18 protein-coding genes and 1 pseudogene are annotated in these 18,209 nt (G+C 70.8%); 4 read left to right on the forward strand and 15 right to left on the reverse strand.

Annotation, left to right across the window (positions count from 1 at the left end):
• A pseudogene (locus E1295_RS25035) lies at nucleotides 1-443 on the reverse strand (hypothetical protein); the annotation flags it as partial.
• A gap of 220 nt (nucleotides 444-663) precedes the next feature.
• On the opposite strand from E1295_RS25035, the gene E1295_RS25040 reads away from it, so the two are divergent.
• Together E1295_RS25040 and E1295_RS25045 are read left to right on the forward strand one after the other, a co-directional pair.
• The gene (locus tag E1295_RS25040; RefSeq protein WP_132633237.1) at nucleotides 664-1,392 is read left to right on the forward strand and encodes a TetR/AcrR family transcriptional regulator; all 729 of its coding nucleotides are present in this window, start codon (nucleotides 664-666) and stop codon (nucleotides 1,390-1,392) included.
• Between the two features lie 36 nt (nucleotides 1,393-1,428).
• Entirely contained in the window at nucleotides 1,429-1,698 is a 270-nt protein-coding gene (locus E1295_RS25045; RefSeq protein WP_132633239.1) for a GlsB/YeaQ/YmgE family stress response membrane protein, read from the forward strand.
• Between the two features lie 62 nt (nucleotides 1,699-1,760).
• On the opposite strand, the gene wrbA is transcribed toward E1295_RS25045, so the two are convergent.
• From wrbA to E1295_RS25060, 3 genes are all read right to left on the reverse strand, one after another.
• Nucleotides 1,761-2,375, reverse strand: a complete 615-nt coding sequence (gene wrbA, locus E1295_RS25050; protein ID WP_132633241.1) for an NAD(P)H:quinone oxidoreductase — start codon at nucleotides 2,373-2,375, stop codon at nucleotides 1,761-1,763.
• 9 nt (nucleotides 2,376-2,384) lie between these two features.
• Nucleotides 2,385-3,737, reverse strand: coding sequence for an MFS transporter (locus E1295_RS25055; RefSeq protein ID WP_132633243.1), 1,353 nt, complete (start codon nucleotides 3,735-3,737; stop codon nucleotides 2,385-2,387).
• A 143-nt stretch (nucleotides 3,738-3,880) separates the two neighbouring features.
• The gene (locus E1295_RS25060) at nucleotides 3,881-4,489 is read right to left on the reverse strand and encodes a TetR/AcrR family transcriptional regulator (protein WP_166427399.1); all 609 of its coding nucleotides are present in this window, start codon (nucleotides 4,487-4,489) and stop codon (nucleotides 3,881-3,883) included.
• Between the two features lie 86 nt (nucleotides 4,490-4,575).
• On the opposite strand from E1295_RS25060, the gene E1295_RS25065 reads away from it, so the two are divergent.
• Nucleotides 4,576-5,013, forward strand: a complete 438-nt coding sequence (locus tag E1295_RS25065; protein WP_132633247.1) for a glutaredoxin domain-containing protein — start codon at nucleotides 4,576-4,578, stop codon at nucleotides 5,011-5,013.
• Between the two features lie 59 nt (nucleotides 5,014-5,072).
• Here the strand turns inward: E1295_RS25065 and E1295_RS25070 are convergent, their stop codons facing one another.
• The 7 genes from E1295_RS25070 to E1295_RS25100 are packed head-to-tail and all read right to left on the reverse strand — an operon-like array spanning nucleotide 5,073 to nucleotide 13,016.
• Nucleotides 5,073-5,843, reverse strand: coding sequence for a GolD/DthD family dehydrogenase (locus tag E1295_RS25070; RefSeq protein ID WP_132633249.1), 771 nt, complete (start codon nucleotides 5,841-5,843; stop codon nucleotides 5,073-5,075).
• A complete protein-coding gene (locus E1295_RS25075) occupies nucleotides 5,840-6,424 on the reverse strand; it encodes a ribose-5-phosphate isomerase (protein WP_132633251.1) in 585 nt (194 codons plus the stop codon). Before E1295_RS25075 ends, E1295_RS25070 begins: the two co-directional genes overlap by 4 nt.
• A 29-nt stretch (nucleotides 6,425-6,453) precedes the next feature.
• On the reverse strand, nucleotides 6,454-8,262 hold the full coding sequence (locus E1295_RS25080) for a dihydroxyacetone kinase family protein (protein ID WP_132633253.1): 1,809 nt from the start codon (nucleotides 8,260-8,262) through the stop codon (nucleotides 6,454-6,456).
• A gap of 43 nt (nucleotides 8,263-8,305) precedes the next feature.
• A complete protein-coding gene (locus tag E1295_RS25085; RefSeq protein WP_132633255.1) occupies nucleotides 8,306-9,328 on the reverse strand; it encodes an NAD(P)-dependent alcohol dehydrogenase in 1,023 nt (340 codons plus the stop codon).
• 28 nt (nucleotides 9,329-9,356) lie between these two features.
• The gene (locus E1295_RS25090) at nucleotides 9,357-10,397 is read right to left on the reverse strand and encodes a substrate-binding domain-containing protein (protein ID WP_425465366.1); all 1,041 of its coding nucleotides are present in this window, start codon (nucleotides 10,395-10,397) and stop codon (nucleotides 9,357-9,359) included.
• Between the two features lie 55 nt (nucleotides 10,398-10,452).
• Nucleotides 10,453-11,472, reverse strand: a complete 1,020-nt coding sequence (locus E1295_RS25095; RefSeq protein ID WP_132633259.1) for an ABC transporter permease — start codon at nucleotides 11,470-11,472, stop codon at nucleotides 10,453-10,455.
• The gene (locus tag E1295_RS25100) at nucleotides 11,469-13,016 is read right to left on the reverse strand and encodes a sugar ABC transporter ATP-binding protein (protein WP_132633261.1); all 1,548 of its coding nucleotides are present in this window, start codon (nucleotides 13,014-13,016) and stop codon (nucleotides 11,469-11,471) included. Before E1295_RS25100 ends, E1295_RS25095 begins: the two co-directional genes overlap by 4 nt.
• A 415-nt stretch (nucleotides 13,017-13,431) precedes the next feature.
• Here E1295_RS25100 and E1295_RS25105 point away from each other — a divergent pair, with 415 nt between their 5' ends.
• Nucleotides 13,432-14,190, forward strand: a complete 759-nt coding sequence (locus tag E1295_RS25105) for a DeoR/GlpR family DNA-binding transcription regulator (protein WP_132331215.1) — start codon at nucleotides 13,432-13,434, stop codon at nucleotides 14,188-14,190.
• Nucleotides 14,191-14,207: 17 nt separating this feature from the next.
• On the opposite strand, the gene E1295_RS25110 is transcribed toward E1295_RS25105, so the two are convergent.
• Genes E1295_RS25110 through E1295_RS25125 form a run of 4 tightly spaced genes read right to left on the reverse strand, consistent with a single transcriptional unit; the run spans nucleotide 14,208 to nucleotide 17,970 of the window.
• Nucleotides 14,208-14,804 carry a GTP-binding protein gene (locus E1295_RS25110; protein WP_132633263.1) on the reverse strand — a complete coding sequence of 199 codons (597 nt, stop codon included), beginning with the start codon at nucleotides 14,802-14,804 and terminating at the stop codon, nucleotides 14,208-14,210.
• Nucleotides 14,785-15,135 carry a DUF742 domain-containing protein gene (locus E1295_RS25115; RefSeq protein ID WP_201760457.1) on the reverse strand — a complete coding sequence of 117 codons (351 nt, stop codon included), beginning with the start codon at nucleotides 15,133-15,135 and terminating at the stop codon, nucleotides 14,785-14,787. Before E1295_RS25115 ends, E1295_RS25110 begins: the two co-directional genes overlap by 20 nt.
• On the reverse strand, nucleotides 15,132-15,557 hold the full coding sequence (locus E1295_RS25120; RefSeq protein WP_132633267.1) for a roadblock/LC7 domain-containing protein: 426 nt from the start codon (nucleotides 15,555-15,557) through the stop codon (nucleotides 15,132-15,134). Before E1295_RS25120 ends, E1295_RS25115 begins: the two co-directional genes overlap by 4 nt.
• On the reverse strand, nucleotides 15,538-17,970 hold the full coding sequence (locus E1295_RS25125) for a sensor histidine kinase (protein WP_166427400.1): 2,433 nt from the start codon (nucleotides 17,968-17,970) through the stop codon (nucleotides 15,538-15,540). Before E1295_RS25125 ends, E1295_RS25120 begins: the two co-directional genes overlap by 20 nt.
• Between the last annotated feature and the right edge of the window lie 239 nt (nucleotides 17,971-18,209).

Here is an 18,209-nt window from a genome sequence, read left to right on the forward strand (position 1 = left end):
TGCACCTCCTCACTGAACCCCGAAGGACGAAGAATGTCGTTCACACCGGAGTTGCCAGGCCCACCCGGATTGGTCAGCAACGACCCGATCCGCGCGGAAGGATCAGCGGCCTTACGCCGGGCGAGAGTCAACTCCACGGTGGGCCCGTCCGGCTTCGACCAGTCGATCGGGACAGCCAGCTTGCCGCACTCGACGCTGGGCTCCTCCTCACACGCACCCCACGCGATGCCACCCTTGTCGGCGGCGTCCGTGGCGCCCTTTCCTGTCACGTCCGCGTCGTCCGCCCCGGCCATCAGAGCGGTCGACAACGTCGCCACCGCCACGAGGGCGGCGACGAACAGGAATGTTTTCTTCGGCACATTGCTCCTATCGATGATCCGCCGGCCGGCCTGCTCACACGACCCGCCGGCGATCCACCCGTCGATGACGGCGCGGACGCTCACCTCGTCGACGTCGCCGTGGGTCTCGGCGAACTCCGCGACGGGTCCGGTCGACGGTCCTGGTTCCGGTCATCAGGATGATCACAGCCGGGCGAATGGCGTCGTTCCCGCCGCCCGGACCTGCGGATCAGTTGCCCGGAGCATCCAGGTCTTACTTACTTGAGTTAAATTTACCTTTTATGAGTAATCAACGGCAACCCACCGTGGTGGTGCACGAGAACTCGTGGACACGCAACGTCACCGGAGCGCGCGAAGCGTGATTGTCCGCGCCCGATCAATTCGGATACAATTACCTGTGCCAGCAGGACCTGATGCCCCTCACACCTTCACGGCGACCGCCCGCCGCCAGCAGATCATCGCCGCGACGATCGACACGATCGCCGAGCTCGGTTATGGCCAGGCCACGTTCGCCCGGATCGCCGAACGCGCCGGCCTGAGCAGCACCCGGCTGATCTCCTACCACTTCGAGGGCAAGGCCGAACTCATGAGCGCCGCGGTGGCCGAGGTCTATGGGCGGCTCCGCCCGTTCGTCGCCGAACGCATGACCGGCCACCCTGACGCACGCGGCGAACTGCACGCCTACATCACCGGTTCGATCGAGTTCATCGCCGAACACCGCGTCCAGATGCAGGCCCTGATGGCGATCTTCCTGAATCTCCGCACCATCGAGGGCGGCAGCCGCTTCTACAATCCCGACAACGACCGCAACGTCGTCGGCCACGTCGAGTCCATCCTGAGCAAGGGTCAGGCCAACGGCGAGTTCCGCGACTTCGACACGTTCGTCATGGCCGCGACCATCCAGCGGAGCATCGACGGCCTGCCCTTCCTGCTGCAGAGCGCACCCGACCTCGACCTGACCGGCTACGCCAGAGAGCTGACGACCCTGTTCGATCTGGCCACGCGCGCACAACCTGCGCGGCCGGAGGAACCGCCGCCGCCGCAGGATCGTTGAGCAGGCAGGCGGACCACCGAGTTTCGGGAGTTCAGCGTGGAGATCACCGGCATCATTTCCGGTCTCATCATCGGCATCGTGATCGGCGCCTTGGGACGACTGGTCATCCCAGGGCGGCAACGCATCCCCATCTGGCTGACCATCGTGATCGGCGTCGTCGCCGCGCTGATCGGCACGGCCATCGCGGCGGCCCTCGGGGTCGCCGACACCGGCGGCATCGACTGGATCGAGTTGGGCATCCAGGTCGCCCTGGCCGCCCTGGGCGTGTCGCTGTCGGTCGGCATGTACGGCAAACGCCGCGAGTGACGTACGGGCGGCGGGCGGCGCACTCACGGCCGCCCGCCGCCCGCAGTCGGGCGCTCCGGTGATCACGATGGGACGCGGGCCGCTTTGAGCTTCGCCGCCGTCTCCACCGCGCGCCGCGCCTGGTAGCGGCCGCTTTCCAGGGCCAGTTCGCCGGGCTCGCCGTCACTGTCGAGGTGGGTGGTGCCGTACGGCGTGCCGACCTGGAACTGGACGGAGTGGGTGTATCCGGGCGGGACGATGATGCCGCCCCAGTGGTAGAAGATCGTGTGCAGCGAGAGCAGTGTGCTTTCGTGCCCGCCGTGTCGTGTGCCGGCCGAGCCGAAGGCGCCATAGACCTTGTCGGCCAGCAGCCCCTGCTGCCATACCGGCCCGGTGATGTCGATGAACTGCTTGAGCTGGCTGGCCATGGCGCCATACCTCGTCGGCGTTCCCAGCAGCACCGCGTCGGCCCAGAGCAGGTCGTCCAGGCTCGCTTCTGCGACGTCGCGCGTGTTCTCGACGTGCTCGGCCCACTTCGGGTTGCCCGCGATGGCCTGGGGCGGGGCCAGCTCGGCCACCTTGCGCAGGCGCACTTCTGAGCCGGCCTTCTCCGCGCCCTCGGCGAGTGCGGTGGCAAGCGCGTGCACGTTGCCGGTCGAGCTGTAGTAGATCACGGAGGTCTTGACGGGTTCGCGCATCGTTTTTCCTTACTGTGTCGTGCGAAGCGTCGGCCGGCGGGCCGGCCAGGTCAGGGCCAGTACGCTGGCGCAGGCCAGCGCCGTGGCGAGTGCGACGGCCAGGCGCATCCCCTGCGGCTCGTAGCCGGCGAGGGCCCATACGCCCGTGGCCAGCGCCGGGCCGAGCGCGACGCCCAGTTGGCGGGCGAGGCTCGTCGTCGCGGCGGTGGTGCCGAGCAGCAGGCGAGGTGTGGCGGCCATGGCCATGGCCTGGTCGGGGCCGGCGAACAGGCCCGCGCCCGCCCCCACGACGGCCAGCCGCCAGGCCAGGTCGGCCGGGCCCCAGCCGGAGCCGAGCGGGATGATCAGCGCGATGCCGGCGGTCACCAGCACCGTGCCCAGGCGGGCCACCCGCCTGGCATCCCAGCGGTCGGCGAGCGCGCCGCCGACCGGACCGGTCAGCAACATCGCCACGGGGAAGGCCAGCATCGTCAGTCCGATCTGCGCGGGCGCGACCCCCGCGACCCGCTGCAGGTGGAACGGGACCAGGAACTGCACGGCCATCACGGCCGCCATCTCGGCGAGCAGCGCCAGATGCGGGGCCGCCACCCCGGGTGCGCGCAGCAGGTCCACGACGGGCCGGCTGCCCGGCAGCCGGAGCCACACCAGCATGAACGGCACCGCGGCCGCCGCCAGCGCCACCCAGCCGGCGCCTGATCCGCCCGCGAGTGACAGGGCGAGCAGCAGGGCCACGGCGGCGGCGCCGAGCAGCCCGGCCTCGGCGACCCAGGCCCGGTCGGGCAGGTGCGGCCGGCCGCCAGGGGGAAGCTGTGTCATCCCGATCGCGATCACGAGGACGCACGCGGGCACGTTGAGATAGAAGATCCAGGGCCAGCCCAGCGTCTCGATGAGCAGGCCGCCGAGCACCGGGCCGCTCATCCCGCCCAGGCCGCCCAGCAACAGCACGAGGGACATCGCCCTGCCGCGGGCCTGCTCGCGTACCGCGATCGTGGCCAGGAGGGAGATCAGCGCCAGCAACACCGCGCCGAACGCGCCCTGCAAGGCCCGCGCCACGACCAGCCAGACGATGCCGGGCGCCAGCCCGACCAGGGCGCTGGCGACGCCGAAGCCGGAGACGGACAGCACCAGGGCGGTACGCGCCCCGACGCCGTCCAGCCAGCGGCCGCTCGGCACGGTCAGGGCGATCAGAGGCAGCGTGTACGCCAGCACCACCCACTGGGCGAGGCTGGGCCCGATGCCCATCTCCTCCTGGATGGTGGGGATGGCGACGTTGACGACGGTGGCGTCGAGCTGGGTCATGAACACGGCGATCCCGCTGGCGGCCACCAGCCACCACCGGTTCCGCGGTGTCTCTCCGTTCATGTGCCCAGGCTCCCCGAAAACTTCTCATGCTGTGCAGTTCGTAAAGTACATAGCGCGAGAAGTTCAACGCAAGGAAATCTGGACAAGTCGTCCTTAAGCGTGGGATTTCCGGCCGTACGGAACCCCGGACCGCGGCCCGCCGCTCAGCGCACGAACGTCGACTCGTAGAGCACGAGCAGATGCTCCAGGACCCGCTCCTCCGGCCAGCCCCGATCGACCATGATGCGGTCGAACAGGTCGGTCGCGATCAGGCTCCAGAGCATGTCGGCCGCCGTGTCGACGGTCCACGGGGGCGCCAGCCGGTCCTCGTCGGCCAGGCGGGCGGCGATGCGGCGGCAGTTGTCCATCTGGGCGGTCGCGACCGTCTCCTTGTGCCGGGCGGCGTCGGCGTCGTGGGGGTCGACCCGGCTCAGCGCGTGGTTCATCGCGGTCAGCCGCGGGTGATAGCGGACCAGGTGGCGTACCCACGCCCGCAGCCCCTCCGCCGCGTCGGGAGCCTTCCATACCTCGGCCAGCGACTCCGCCAGCCCTTCCCGCCCGGCCACGTGCCCGAACAACGCGGTCACCAGGTCGGTACGAGAGTGGAAGTGCAGATAGACCGCGCGCCGGGAGACGCCCGCGCGTGCGGCGACCTCGGCCATCGTCAGGGCGTCGAACCCCTCACGCTCCAGGATCTCCCTGGTCGCCGCCAGCAGGGCGTCGCGGGTGCGCCGGCTGCGCGCGTTGTGCGGATCATCGATCGCCGGTGTCATGGCCGCCCCTCGTCGCTGACAACTGCGCATCATGTGCACTTTACTGGGCGACCCGTATGCCCCACGATGCCGGTAGCCTGCCTTGCATGACGCGCGCCTGGGCCCTGCCGATGGTGTTCGCGGTCTGCGGCGTGTTGGCGGCGGTCGTCCAGGTGTCCAGCGGTGCTCCCGGCGCGGCCGTCGCTCTGCTGCTGGTGTTCGGGCTCCTCGCCGTCATGCACTCGTCGCTGGTCTTTCCGCGGTCGATCGCCGCGGTGGAGGCACAGCGCCGCAGCGCGGTCGACGGCCGGCCGATCGTCTACTGGAGGCCGGGGTGCAAATACTGCCTGCGCCTGCGGATCCGGTTGGGCCGCAACGCCCACCGGGTCCACTGGGTGAACATCTGGCGTGACCCGGACGGTGCGGCGGCGGTGAGGGCGGCCGCCAACGGCAACGAGACGGTGCCGACCGTCGTGGTGACGGGCCAGGCACACGTCAACCCCGATCCCGCATGGGTACGCGGGCAGCTCTCCCCGCCTGCGTGACCGCCGTACCCCTCGGGGTGGTGTGGCACGGCGGGTGCGGTGACGCCGAAAAGGCGTGGTCAGCGGATCGTGTAGCCGCCGTCCACGAGGATGTCCGCGCCGTTGATCATGTCGGAGCCGTCCGAGGCGAGGAACAGCGCCGTGGCGGCGATCTCCCCGGGGAGGGCGAAGCGGCCCGTGGGGATCTGCGCCTTCAACGCCTCGCCCTTCGGCCCCTCCCACGCCTTGCGCCCCAGGTCGGTGAGCACCACGGTGGGGGAGATGGTGTTGACCGTCACCCCGCGCCCCGCCCACTCCGAGGCGAGCACCTTCGACAGGCCGACCACGCCGAACTTGCTGGCGCAGTACGCGGCGTGCTGGTCCAGAGCCACGGTGGCGGCCTGCGACGCCAGATTGATGATCTTGCCGCGGCCGGCGGCCAGCATGTGCCTGCCGACCTCCTGGCACATCAGGAACGTGCCCTTGAGGTTGATGTCGATCGTCCGGTCGAACGCGCTGACGTCGAGTTCCTCGGCCGGGGCCAGGATCGCGACACCGGCGCTGTTCACCAGGATGTCGATGCGGCCGTAGGCGTCCACGACCGCGCCGGTCGCCGCCCTGACCGCCTCCGGGTCGGCCACGTCGCACGCGAACCCGGCGTGACCCGGCCCGAGTTCCTTCGCCTTCGACCCGGCGGCCTCGTGGTCGATGTCGACCACGGCGACCCGGGCTCCCCTGGCCGCGTACGTCGCGGCGACGGCCGCACCGATGCCCGACGCGCCGCCGGTCACCAGCGCCACCCTGCCCTCCAGCCCGAACGTGAGGTCGAGGTCCTTGTCCGCTGCCGTCATGAGCACTGCTCCTCGCTGTTGGTCTGTACGGCCTGCTTGTCCTGTTCGTCGGCGGTGCCGAGGGACGAGTGCACCAGTTCCTCACCCAGCCGCAACGTCTCGGCCTGGTCGGCCAGGTCGTGTCCCGACTCGTACTTCAGCAGGGTCCTGACCTTGGCCGCCGAGCTGGAGTTGGCGTCGAAGCGGTAGCCGAGCCACTCGCTCGCCAGGCGGCGGGCCAGTTCGAGGCCGACGACCCGCTGCCCGAAGCAGAGGATCTGGGCGTTGTTGCTCAGCACGGACCGTTCGACGGAGAAGCTGTCGTGGGCCGTCACCGCGCGGATGCCGGGCACCTTGTTGGCGCTGATCGCGACCCCCAGCCCGGTGCCGCACACCAGCAGCGCGCGGTCGGCCTCGCCGGCGGCGACCATCCGGGCCGCCGTGACGGCGATGTGCGGGTACGGTGTCGTGTCGTCGGCCCCGACCCCGATGTCGACGACCTCGGCCACCCTGGCGTCCTCCTCCAGGTCGGCCTTCAGGGCGTTCTTGTACTCCAGGCCGGCATCGTCGGAACCGACGATGATCCGCCATTGGTGAGGCATGGCCCCCCATCCCTTCCTCTTCGTACGACTCAGCGGGCGTGTTCCAGCACGTCCGCGACGGCGAGGGCGCACAGGGCGAGCGACGTCGCGCCCGCGTCCGGGGTCCCCACGCTGCGTTCGGCGAGGGGACGCGCCCGGCCCACCCGGGGACGCAGCCCGGCGGTCGCCCCTGCCGCGGACTCGCACGCCCGCGCGGATTCCCGCCAGGCGGCGGCCAGCTCAGCCCCGGAGCCGACGTGTTCGGTCAGCGCCTCGCAGAACGGCACGAAAGCATCGACCATCGTCTTGTCACCCGGCTGCGCCTTGCCGAGGTCGAGCAGCGCCTTCAGCCCCGCCGCGACGGCGTCCGCGACGTCGGTGCCGGTGATCTTCTCGCGGTCGTCGCCCAGGTTCTGGCCGACGGCGCACAACACGGCGCCCCAGAGCACACCCGACGTGCCGCCGGCCTTCGCGGCCCACGCCTCGCCCGCCGCCACCAGGACCGCCCGTGCCCCGGCCCCCGCTGCGGCCACCTCACGGGCGGCGGCGAACGCGGCGGACGAGCCCTTGACCATTCCGCGCCCGTGATCGCCGTCGCCGGCCACCGCGTCGATGCGGCCCAGCTCGGTCTCGGCCCCCGCCATGGCGGCGGCCACCGCCTCGAGCGCCGAGACGGCGACCTGGGCACAGGCGCGGGAGGCGGGCGAGCCGGGTGGATACGCGGTCCCGGACGGCTGGTCCTCGTGCGCGGTCCCGGACGGCTGGTCCTGGTGCGCGTCCAGGGCGTCCGGGCGTCCGCCGGGCTGATCGCGTGCCCCGGCGGCACCGGGCGCCGCCCTGCGCAGGGCCGCCGTGCGCGGTTCCACGCGGCCCCTGCGGAAGGCCGGGGAGTCGGCGGGCGCGCACCACAACCGTTCCAGCTCGTCGTCGAGGAAGACCAGGGTCAGGGAGCACCCGGCCATGTCGAGGCTGGTGACGAGCTCGCCCACCTCCGGCGCGACGACCTCGAGCCCCTGTTCGGCGAGCAGCGCGGCCACGGTACGCCAGACGACGAAGAGCTCCTCGTACTTCGTGGTGCCGAGGCCGTTCAGTATCGCGGTCACCCGGTCGCCGGAGCCGGCGGGCTTCTCCGCCAGCACGCCGGACACCAGCCGCCGGGCCAGCTCGGCGGCGGGCGGCAGCGCGTCCTCGCCGACGCCGGGCTCGCCGTGGATGCCGAGGCCCACGCCCATGCGCCCGGCAGGTACGGCGAACAGCGGCTCGGTGCCGCCGGGCATGGTGCACCCGGCGAAGGCCACCCCGAGCGTGCGGGTCCTGTCGTTGGCGTGGCGGGCTACCCGCTCGACCTCGTCGAGGTCGTAACCCTCCTCGGCGGCGGCCCCTGCGACCTTGAAGACGACGAAGTCGCCGGCGATCCCACGGCGTTGCCCGGCCTCGGACGCGGGCGCGCTGGCGATGTCGTCGGTCACGAACACCACGCGGGTGTCGATGCCCTCCTCGTTCAGCCGCTGCTGGGCGAGGGTGAAGTTCATGACGTCGCCGGCGTAGTTGCCGGTGGAGAACAGCAGGCCGGCGGTGCCGGCGGCGGCCCTGCCCACCGAGTACGCGTCCTGCGCCGACGGCGAGGTGAAGATGTTGCCGACGACGGCGCCGTCGGCGAACCCGGGCCCGACCACGCCGCAGAAGGCGGGGTAGTGCCCGGAGCCGCCGCCGACGACGACCGCGACCTTGCCGGGCGGGGTCTCCGCGGCGCGTACGACGCCGCCCGGCACGCCGGTCACGGTGTCGCGGTGCACGTCGAGGAACCCGGCGAGCATGTCGTCGGTGAAGGTGGCGGGGTCGTCGTACAGACGGGTCATTGAGGTTGTCCCTTCGGTCGCGACGGGTGGGCGCGCCTGCGTGTCAGCGCTGGGGGTTGATCACGGACTTGACGGCGAGCGGGTCGCGTTCGGCGGCGAGCAGCGCCGCCTCCGACTCCGCGAGGGGGAAGTGACCGGTGACGAGGCTGTCGACGTCGACCCGGCCGGAGGCGGCGAGCGCGATGGCCGCGGGCCAGGTGTTGGCGTAGCGGAACGTGCCCGTGACCTCGATCTCCCGGCTCTGGACGAACGTGAGCGGCAGCGGCAGCCCGTCGTCGCCCATCCCGACCAGCACGGCGCGGCCCGCCCTGCCCAGGGTGCGCAGCGCGTCGGTCGTGGCGCCCGGGTGGCCGGAGCACTCCAGCAGCACCGTGGGCTCGATCCCCGTCTCGCCGAGCGGGGTGTCCCCGGCGTCGACGGTGGCGGTCGCGCCCAGGTCACGGGCGAGCTTGAGCCGGTGCGGGTTCAGGTCGGCGACCACGATCTCGGTGGCGCCGAAGGCGCGGGCGCACTGCGTCGCCACCAGCCCGATGGGTCCCGCGCCGGTGATGAGGACGCGGCTTCCCGCGCCCACGCGGCCCTTGCGGCAGGCCCAGACCCCGACCGACAGCGGCTCCAGCAGCGCGGCGGCGTCGTCCGAGATCGAGTCGGGCACGGGATGGGCGAAGGCCGCGTGCACGGTGACGTACCCGGCGAGCGAGCCGTCGATCGGCGGCGTCGCGAAGAACCGCATGCCGGGGCAGAGGTTGTAGCGCCCGGCGAGGCACTCCGGGCAGGTGAGGTCGGGTACGCCGGGCTCGACGGAGACGCGCTGCCCGATCCGGGAGGCGTCCACGCCGGGCCCCACGGCGGTGACGACGCCCCCGGACTCGTGGCCGAGCACCATGGGCCGCTCCACCACGAAGTCGCCGATGCGGCCGTGCTGGTAGTAGTGGACGTCCGAGCCGCACACGCCCACCGCGTCGACCCGCACCAGCACCTCTCCGGGGCCGGGTTCGGGGACGGGCCGCTCCTCGATCGCCAGGTGCCGGATGTCACGCAGGACCGCTGCCCGCATCGTCGTCATGGAGGATCTCCTCGTTGCTCGGACCGGCCTACTTGGCCGTCTCCTCGTTGGCGATGTCGCCGGTCTTGAGATTCGCCTCGATCAGCGCCGGCAACTGCTGGAGGAACTGGTCCTTCTTGGTGACCACGTGCTCCATGTAGGTGTCCACGTTGTCCTTCGTGACCTTGGGCATCAGGTAGACGGGGTTCTTGTCGACCTCCTCGCCCTTGGCGATCTTGGCGGCCACGGCCAGGCCGGTGGCCAGCTCGACGGTGCCGTGCTGCAGGTTCGTGCCGATGAAGTCGCCGCTCTTGACGGCGTTCAGGCCGTCCTCGATGCCGTCGACGCCGACGATCGGGATCTTGACGCCGGCCTCGCGGGTGGCCTGCAGGGCGCCGAGCCCCATGTCGTCGTTCTCCGCGACGACCCCGTCGATCTTGTCGCCGAAGCTGGAGAGCCAGTTCTTCATCTTGTTGACGGCCTCGTCACGCTTCCAGTTGGCCGTGTCCTTGGCGAGGATCTTGATGTCGGGGTACTTGGCCAGGACGTTCTGGATGCCCTTGGTACGGTCGATCTCGCCCGACTGGCCCAGCGGGCCCTGCAGGACGACGATGTTGCCCTTGCCGTCGAGCTCGTCGGCCATCATCTGCATCTCCTGCTCGCCGGCCTTGACGTCGTCGGGCAGGACGGTGCCGGCCAGTTCCTTGCTGTCGAGGCCGGCGTTGACGGCGAGGAACGGGATGTTCTTCGCCTTGGCCGCGGCGACCTGCGGGCCCAGCGAGTCGGCCTGGACGGGGACGACCATGATGGCGTCCACGCCGGCGTTGACGTACTGGTCGACCTGGCTGGCCTGGGTGCTGACGTCCAGGCCGGCCGAGTTCCAGAGGACCTCGATGTCGTTGGCCTTGGCGTAGGCGTCGATGCCGGCCTTGCCCGCGGTGATGAAGGACGACATGTCGTAGACGCTGATGCCGACGCGGAGCTTGCCCTCGCCGGACGCGCCGGCGTTGGGGTCGCCCGCACCGCAGGCGGAGGTGGCGAGCAGGGTCGCGCTCGCGGCGGCGAGGACGACGGCACGCAAGCTTTTCATGCGCATGGAGACTCCATTGGTGCGTTTCGTGCAGGTCTGTAGGGGAGGTGGGGCGTCAGCCCCTGCGTTTCGCGGACCAGACGTCCACGGTGACCGCGGCGACGATGAGCGCTCCCTTGATCACGCTCTGCCAGTAGGCGGGGACGACGAGGATGTCGAGGCCGTTGTTCAGCGTCTGGATCAGGAACAGGCCGAGCGCCGTGCCGAGGATGCTGCCCCGGCCGCCGAGCAGGCTCGCGCCGCCGATGACCACGGCGGCGATGGCGTCCAGTTCGTACCCCTGGCCGAGGTTCGGCGGGCCGGAGATGACCCTGGACGCGAGCATCACGCCGGACAACCCGGCCAGCAGCCCGCTGAGCGCGTAGACGCTGAACAGGATCCGGGTGGTCTTCACGCCGGCGATCTGCGCCGCCACGGGGTTGCCGCCCACGGCGTAGACGCGCATCCCGTACGAGGTCCGCTTCATGATGAGGGCGAGCGCGACGATGCCGACGATCATCACCACGACGGGGATCTGCAGGCCGAGGATCTGGTTGTTGGCGATCTCGCCGAAGTTCTGCGGCAGGCCGTTGATCGGCGCGCCCTGGCCCACGACGTACGCCAGCCCGGACGCCGTGGTCAGCATGCCCAGCGTCGCGATGAACGGTGGCACGTTCACTTTCGAGACCAGGAAGCCGTTGACCGCTCCCGCCGCGAGCCCGACGAGCATGGCGACCAGCAGGGCCAGCCAGAGCCGTTCCGGATGATCTTTTACCGTGTAGGCCGCGGTCATGGCGCTGAGCGCGATGATGCTGCCCACGGACAGGTCGATGCCGCCGGTGAGGATGACCAGCGTCTGGCCCAGCGCGATGAGCGCGAAGGGTGCGGCGGCGATGGCGATCGTCTGGAGGTTGTCCAGCGTTCCGAACCGGGCGCTCCGGTAGCTGAAATAGGCGATGATCAGGAGCATCACCACCACCATCGAGTGGCGGATCAGCTGGTCGCGGATCCATGGTCCGGACAAGCGCCAGGGCAGGAGCCGCGCGGCCGCTCCGCCCGGGGTCGTGGGCTCCTGGGCTGACTCCTGCGTGGTCATCGGCCCTCCTTCTCGGTGTGTCGGGGCGCGGGGGCGCTGTCCGGGTTCAGTCCGGCGGCGTACCTGAAGATCAGGTCCTGGACGTGGGGCGAGGACAGGTCCTCGCGGGTGAGTTCGCCCGCGACCCCTCCTCCTCGCATGACGAGCGCCCGGTGGGCCAGGCTGAGGATCTCGGGCATGTCGGAGGAGGCCATGACCACGGCCATGCCCGACGCCGCGAGTTCGGTGATGATGCGGTAGATCTCGCTGCGCGCGCCGACGTCGACGCCGCGGGTGGGCTCGTCGAGCAGCAGCACGTTGACGTTGCCGGTCAGCCAGCGCGCGAGGACCACCTTCTGCTGGTTGCCGCCGGACAGCGTGCCGACCTGCTGCGACAGTCCGCGGCTGCGCAGCTTGACCGACTCCATGGCCGCGCCGACCTGCCGGCTGCGGCTGCGCTGCCGCAACCAGCCGGCGACGGTGAAGCGGGACAGGCGCGGCAGGGAGCCGTTGTCCAGCACGTTCATGGTCAGCACGGCCCCCGCTCCCTTGCGGTCCTCGGGGACGAGGGCCATGCCGCCGGTGATGGCGGCGGCGGGGGCGTTGCGCTTGACGGGCCGGCCGGCGACGGTGACGGTCCCCGCGGTGCTCCTGCGCACGCCGAAGATCGCTTCGAGGAGCTCGGTCCGGCCGGCCCCCACGAGTCCGGCCAGACCGAGGATCTCGCCGCGGCGCACGGTCAGGTCCACCGGCCGCGGATAGCCGCTGACGTGCAGCCCGCTGACCTGGAGGGCGACCTCGTCACCCGGCGCGTGCAGGTCGGGGAAGAAACCTTGGAGCTCGCGCCCGATCATGGCGTGCACGATCTCGTCGTCGGTGATGTCGCCGATCGGCCGGTCGAGGACCAGCCCTCCGTCGCGCAGCACGACCACCCTGTCCGCCAGGGCGCGGATCTCCTCCATCTTGTGGGTGGTGTAGAGCATGGCGACGCCCTGCTCGCGCAGCCTGCCGATGACGGCGTAGAGCCGTTCGACCTCGCGGTCGGAGATGGCCGAGCTGGGCTCGTCCAGCAGCAGGATGCGCGCGCCCCCGCTCGTGCTCTTGACGATCTCGACGAGCTGCCGCAGGCCGACCGGCAGGCGCCGCATGGTCGCCTGCGGGTCGATCTCCACGCCGAAGACGTCGAGCAGCTCGCGGGCCCTGCGCGCCATCCCCCGCCGGTCGAGCAGCCCTGCCCGGGTGCGCAGTTCCCGGCCGATGAACAGGTTCTCGTACACCGTCATGTCCATGATCGGCGCGAGCTCCTGGGGGATGATCGCCACTCCGCTGCGGTGGGCCGCCTGCGGGTCGCCGTGGGGCAGCGGCTCGCCGCCGACCAGCACCTGGCCTCCGTCCGGCTTGACCTGGCCGGACGCGATCTTCATCAACGTCGACTTGCCCGCGCCGTTCTCCCCGGCGAGGGCGGTGACGGAACCGGCCTCGAGAGCAAGGGAGACGCCTTTCAGCACGGGCACGCCGCCGAATGCCTTGGCCAGATCCCGGCACTCCAATGCGACATCTTGCACGACTGATCTCCAGTCCCGGCCTGACGGCTCGGTGTTCGGTCGGGGGCCCACCCGGAGGGCGGCGGCCGTCCGGAACGGGTCCGGACGCGGACGGAAGGTGCCGGGTGCGAGAAGCCGATCCAGGTCAGGGTGGCCGGCGCTCGCCCGACGGGTTCCGAGCGAGATCCCTTGTTGTTTGCTTGTGTGAACATCACACGAAGCGACATCCCAGTGTCAAGGGTGTGTTACCCATTCGATACCTCTCGCATGGAACGTGACCTGCGCCGTGCTGACCAGGAGAAGGCGGCATTACGCGGCCTTGAACAAGGCGGCCGGATCATCTATCGTTCACTCGCCAGCGATCCCATGCTGTCTCCTGACGAGACTGCGTGTGTGAAGTTGACAAGACTGAACAACAGAGGAGAGCGAAGCCGGCATGGGCGTCAGGAGCAGCGTGGACCTGGAGAGCAGGCGCCAGGCGCTGGCCGAGCTGCTGTCGTCCAGCGGCAGTCTGCGCATCGAAGACCTGGCTGCCCGCTTCGAGGTCAGCACCATGACCATCCGGCGGGATCTCCAGGCTCTGGAGGACGAAGGTCTGGTCCGCCGTGTGCGCGGCGGCGCCGTCAGCTCGGCGCAGCCCTTCGAGGCGCGCAAGAGCCGGGCCTGGCGGGCCAAGGAGGAGATCGCGCGGAAGCTGACCAGCCTGGTGCCCTCCGGCGGGGTCGGCATCTGCATGGACGCCTCGTCGACGCTGGCCGTGCTGGCCGGCTCGATGCCTCCCGCCGAGAACCTCTCCGTCGTCACCGACGGGATCGAGACGTTCCTGACCCTGACGAGAAACCCGCGGGTGCACGCCTACCTGACCGGAGGTCAGAAGGACCCCAACGCGGGCAGCCTCGTCGGCCCTCTGGCCTCACTGACGCTGAAACAGTTCTCGTTCGCGCGGGCGTTCCTGTCCGCCGCCGCCATCGACCCGCACTTCGGCACCAGCGAGTTCAGCGCGGAGGAGTGCGAGATCAAACGGCTCATGGCCGAGCTGTCCGAGCACGTCGTCATGGCGGTCGACTCGCAGAAGCTCGGCACCGGAGCCGCCGCCCGCTGCCTGCCCTGGGACGGGATCGACCTGATGGTCACCGAGCTCGACGTCTCCGACGACCGGCTCGACCCCTACCGCGACCACGTCGAGCTGCTCTGATCCCGCCCCTGCGCCGTTCACGGCATCGCGTGCCCGGCGCCCTCCACCGCGTACGTCACCAGCGTGGTGAGCACGTCCCTGACCGACGCGCGGTCGCGCACGTCGCAGAGCACGATCGGCACGTGCGCGTGCAGCCCGAGCGCCCGCCTGACCTTGGCCGGGTCGTGGCGGCGGGCGCCGTCGAAGCAGTTCACGCCGACCACGAACGGGATGCCGCGCTGCTCGAAGTAGTCCACGGCGGGGAACGAGTCCTGCAGGCGTCGGGTGTCGGCGAGCACGACCGCGCCGAGCGCGCCCAGCGCCAGCTCGTCCCACATGAACCAGAACCGGTCCTGCCCCGGGGTGCCGAACAGGTAGAGCCACAACCCCTCGCGGATGGTGATGCGGCCGAAGTCCAGCGCCACGGTCGTGGTGCTCTTGGACTCCACGCCCGAGACGTCGTCCACCCCGACGCCGCGCTCGCTCAGCAGTTCCTCGGTGTGCAGCGGCCGGATCTCGCTGATCGTGCCCACCATGGTCGTCTTGCCGACGCCGAACCCGCCCGCGATGAGGATCTTGATGGCCAGAGCCGAGGTGACCGCGGTCGCCCCCGGCTCATAGGCTGCGTAGTCCATCCAGCACTTCCCTGTAGATGTGTTCGTCGATCGTCTGCGCGACCGGGCGCGGGCGCTCGATGGTGACGAAACCCTCCCGCCGGAGGTCACCCAGGATGACCCGGGTGACGTTCAGCGGCAGCCGGAGGTGCGCCGCGACGTCCGCCACCGGCGTGGGCCTGCGGCACACCGACAACACGGCGCGATACTCCGGGATCAGGTCCGCGAGGGTGTGCGGGCCGCCGACCGTCGTGACGATGGCCACCAGGTCGAACGTCTCGCCCTGCGGGCGCGCCCTTCCCCCGGTCAGGCCGTACAACCGGATCAGCGGCCCGGGATCCTGCCCGGTCACGGTCGTGAGCCGTTCCAGGCGGGTGCCGGTGCCGCTCCTCTCGGCTGCGCGGAGAGGTGCTCGCCGACCCTCTTGACCATGAGCGCCATTTCGTACGTGACCATGCCCAGCTCGGCGTCGCCCGCGGCGAGCACGGCCAGCCGCGCGCCCTGGCCGGCCGCGGTGACGAACAGGAAACCACCCTCCATCTCGATGATGGTCTGGCGTACGCCGCCCAGGCCGAAGTGCCGTCCCGCGCCCATGGCAAGACTGTGGCTGCCGGCGGAGATGGCGGACAGGTGCTCGGCGTCCTCCCGGGTCAGCTCCCGGGAACCTCCCATGGCCAGCCCGTCGGAGGACAGCACGATGGCGTGCCGGATGCCGGGGACTCGCTGGGTGAGGTCGTCGAGGAGCCAGCTCAGTTCACTTCTGGGGTCGGGCATCGGGATGGTCGTCCTTTCGGTTCCACATGTCGGCTCCGTGCTCGACCTGGCGGCGTCCTTGCCGCCAGCCTTGCTGCATGGACGACATGAGTTGTGCGAGTTCCTCAGGCGAGCGCGCCGATACCGGGCGCCGCGCGGGGCCTCCGGTGGAACGCAGCTGGGGAGCCATGCTTGCCTGCGGTATCCGCATCGGCAGCCCGTCGAGGTCTTCGTCGGCGTCCTGAGCCGGCACCGTGACGCTCCATTCGACGGAGGGCCCCGGCGGCTGGGACGCGGTGGGGGAGAACTGCCGTGCCGGACGGGTCACCGGCGGGCCGGCTTCGCCGTTCCTCTGCGCGGGCACGGCCTCGAACCAGGTGCCCGGCGCCGGCTCGGGGGAGTTCTCCACCGGGTCGGCGTGCCGGCCGTTGACCGCGTCCGGCCGCTCGGGAGCGGCGGAGACGACACCGGAGAGCGTGCCGGACGGCGCCGTGCCGAGCGCCCGCGCGGGCCTGCCCGTCCGGTCGCCCGGGGTGACGGAGGGGGCGGTGGAGCCGGCGAGCAGGACGGTGGGCAGCAGCACGATCGCGGTGGTCCCGTCGTACGGCGAGGGGCGCAGCGAGACCTTGACGCCGTGCCGGGCCGCGAGCCTGGACACCACGAACAGGCCGAGCCTGTCGCTGTCGGCCAGGTCGAACTCGGGCGGCTCGGCCAGCCGGGCGTTGTACTCGTGGAGCAGGCCCGCGTTCAGCCCCAGCCCGCGGTCCTCCACCTCGATCGCGAAGCCGTTGGCCGCCGTCATGCTGCGGATCTGCACGGTGGTGTCGGGCGGCGAGAAGACTGTGGCGTTCTCCACCAGCTCGGCGACCAGGTGGATGACGTCGGTGACGGCCGCGCCGACGAGCATTGGGGCGTCGGGCATGGGCGCGACGGTGACGCGGGTGTAGTCCTCGACCTCCAGCACGGCCGCGCGGACGACGTCGAACAGCGGCACGGGGTCGCGCCAGCGGCGCGCGGGGGCGGAGTCGGCCAGGATGATGAGGTTCTCGGCGTGCCGCCGCATGCGGGTGGTGAGGTGGTCGAGCTTGAACAGGTCCTCCAGGACCTCCGGCTCCTCCACGCGGCGCTCCATGGTGTCGAGCAGCGTGAGCTGGCGGTGCAGCAGCGCCTGGTTGCGCCAGGCCAGGTTGAGGAAGACCTGGCTGACGCCCTTGCGCAGGACCGCCTGGCCCACAGCGGCCTCGACGGCGGTGCGGCGTACGGCGGAGAACGCGTCGACCACGCGGTCGACCTCGGCCGTCTCCGCGGAGTCGAGGCCGGGCGCCTCGGTGGCCGGGTCGACGTCCTCGCCGCGGCGCAGCCGGGCGACCAGCCGGGGCAGCCGCTGCTCGGCCAGCTCGACCGCCGAGGCCTGCAGCCGCTTGAGCTCGTCGATCAGCGACTGACCGAACCGGTACGACAGCGCCAGCGACGCGAGCATCGCCGCCAGGCCCACCAGCAGGACGAGCCCGATCCGCCAGTAGGCGCCGGTCTTCTGCCCCTCGGCCTCGGCGGCGGCGCGGGCCAGCTCCTTCTGCGTGTCGCGGTTGATCGTGTTGACCACGGCGTCGGCGTCGCTCTTCCACTGGGCGGGCTCCACCGGCGGCGCCCCGTTGGTGTCCCAGTTGAACAGCTCGTCCTCGACCTCGACCAGCCGCTTGTAGGCGGCGCTGTCGACCAGCTTGTCGTAGTCGGCGCGCAGCTCGGGGCCGGCGTCGCGTTCGGCGTTGGCGAAGACGAGCCGGCGGCTGGTCATGGCGGCGACGAACGCGGCACGGTCGGTGGCGGTCATCTTGCGCTGCACGATGGTGCTGGTGAGCACGGCGTGCTCGCGGCCGAGATATTCGGCGGTGGCGTTGTAGGCGGCCATGCCGCGCACGGCCCGGTAGGAGGAGACGCTGCTCAGCGCGTCGCGGTCGTTGAACTGCCCGTTGGCGACGGCGATCAGGTTGTCGTAGGCCTGGATGATCGTCAGGGGCGGGGCCAGCACGCCGCCGTCGGCGGAGGCCCGCAGGGACTGCAGCCCGTCGAGCGCCTGCACGAGCGCCTGCACCTGGGCGGGGGTCTCGGCGCCCGACGACTCGACGTCGACGGCGCCGATGACCTCGCGTAAGCGTTCGACCTTCTCGTCGGTCACGTGCCGCTGCTCCGACAGGGGCGCGTACGTGGCCGTGCTCTTCGGCGCCTCAGCCGACAGCTGGCGTTCCCGTTGCAGCTCGACGATCAGTTGTAACAACGGGGACCCGATGGCCTCCCAGCGGTCCTGCGTCTGGGAGACTTCGGCGATCTCCTCCACGCTGGAGTAGGCGATGAACCCCCACAGAGCGACCATGGACACGAGCGGGAGCAGCAGAATCCTGAGCAGCTTGGTACGGAGAGGTGGGGGCGAGCTCATCCATCTTGTCCAATTCCGCGCGTGATGATGCGCCGCTGGCAGTCGCGACCTGGTACCGGCCCCCGAGAATCCCGTCACGACTGGTACGCCTGTGGTCCGTCCACTATGCCGATGGGGCAGATGTACTTCAAGCAACAGATGTGAACATTCGTCCCGAATGGCGGGTTGACTCATAGTCAGCATACGTGTCGTGAATGTAACCATGGGTAAGCGTCACGGACGGTGATGACGGCCCCGTC

The organism is Nonomuraea mesophila (genome assembly GCF_004352805.1).
Lineage (GTDB): Bacteria > Actinomycetota > Actinomycetes > Streptosporangiales > Streptosporangiaceae > Nonomuraea > Nonomuraea longispora.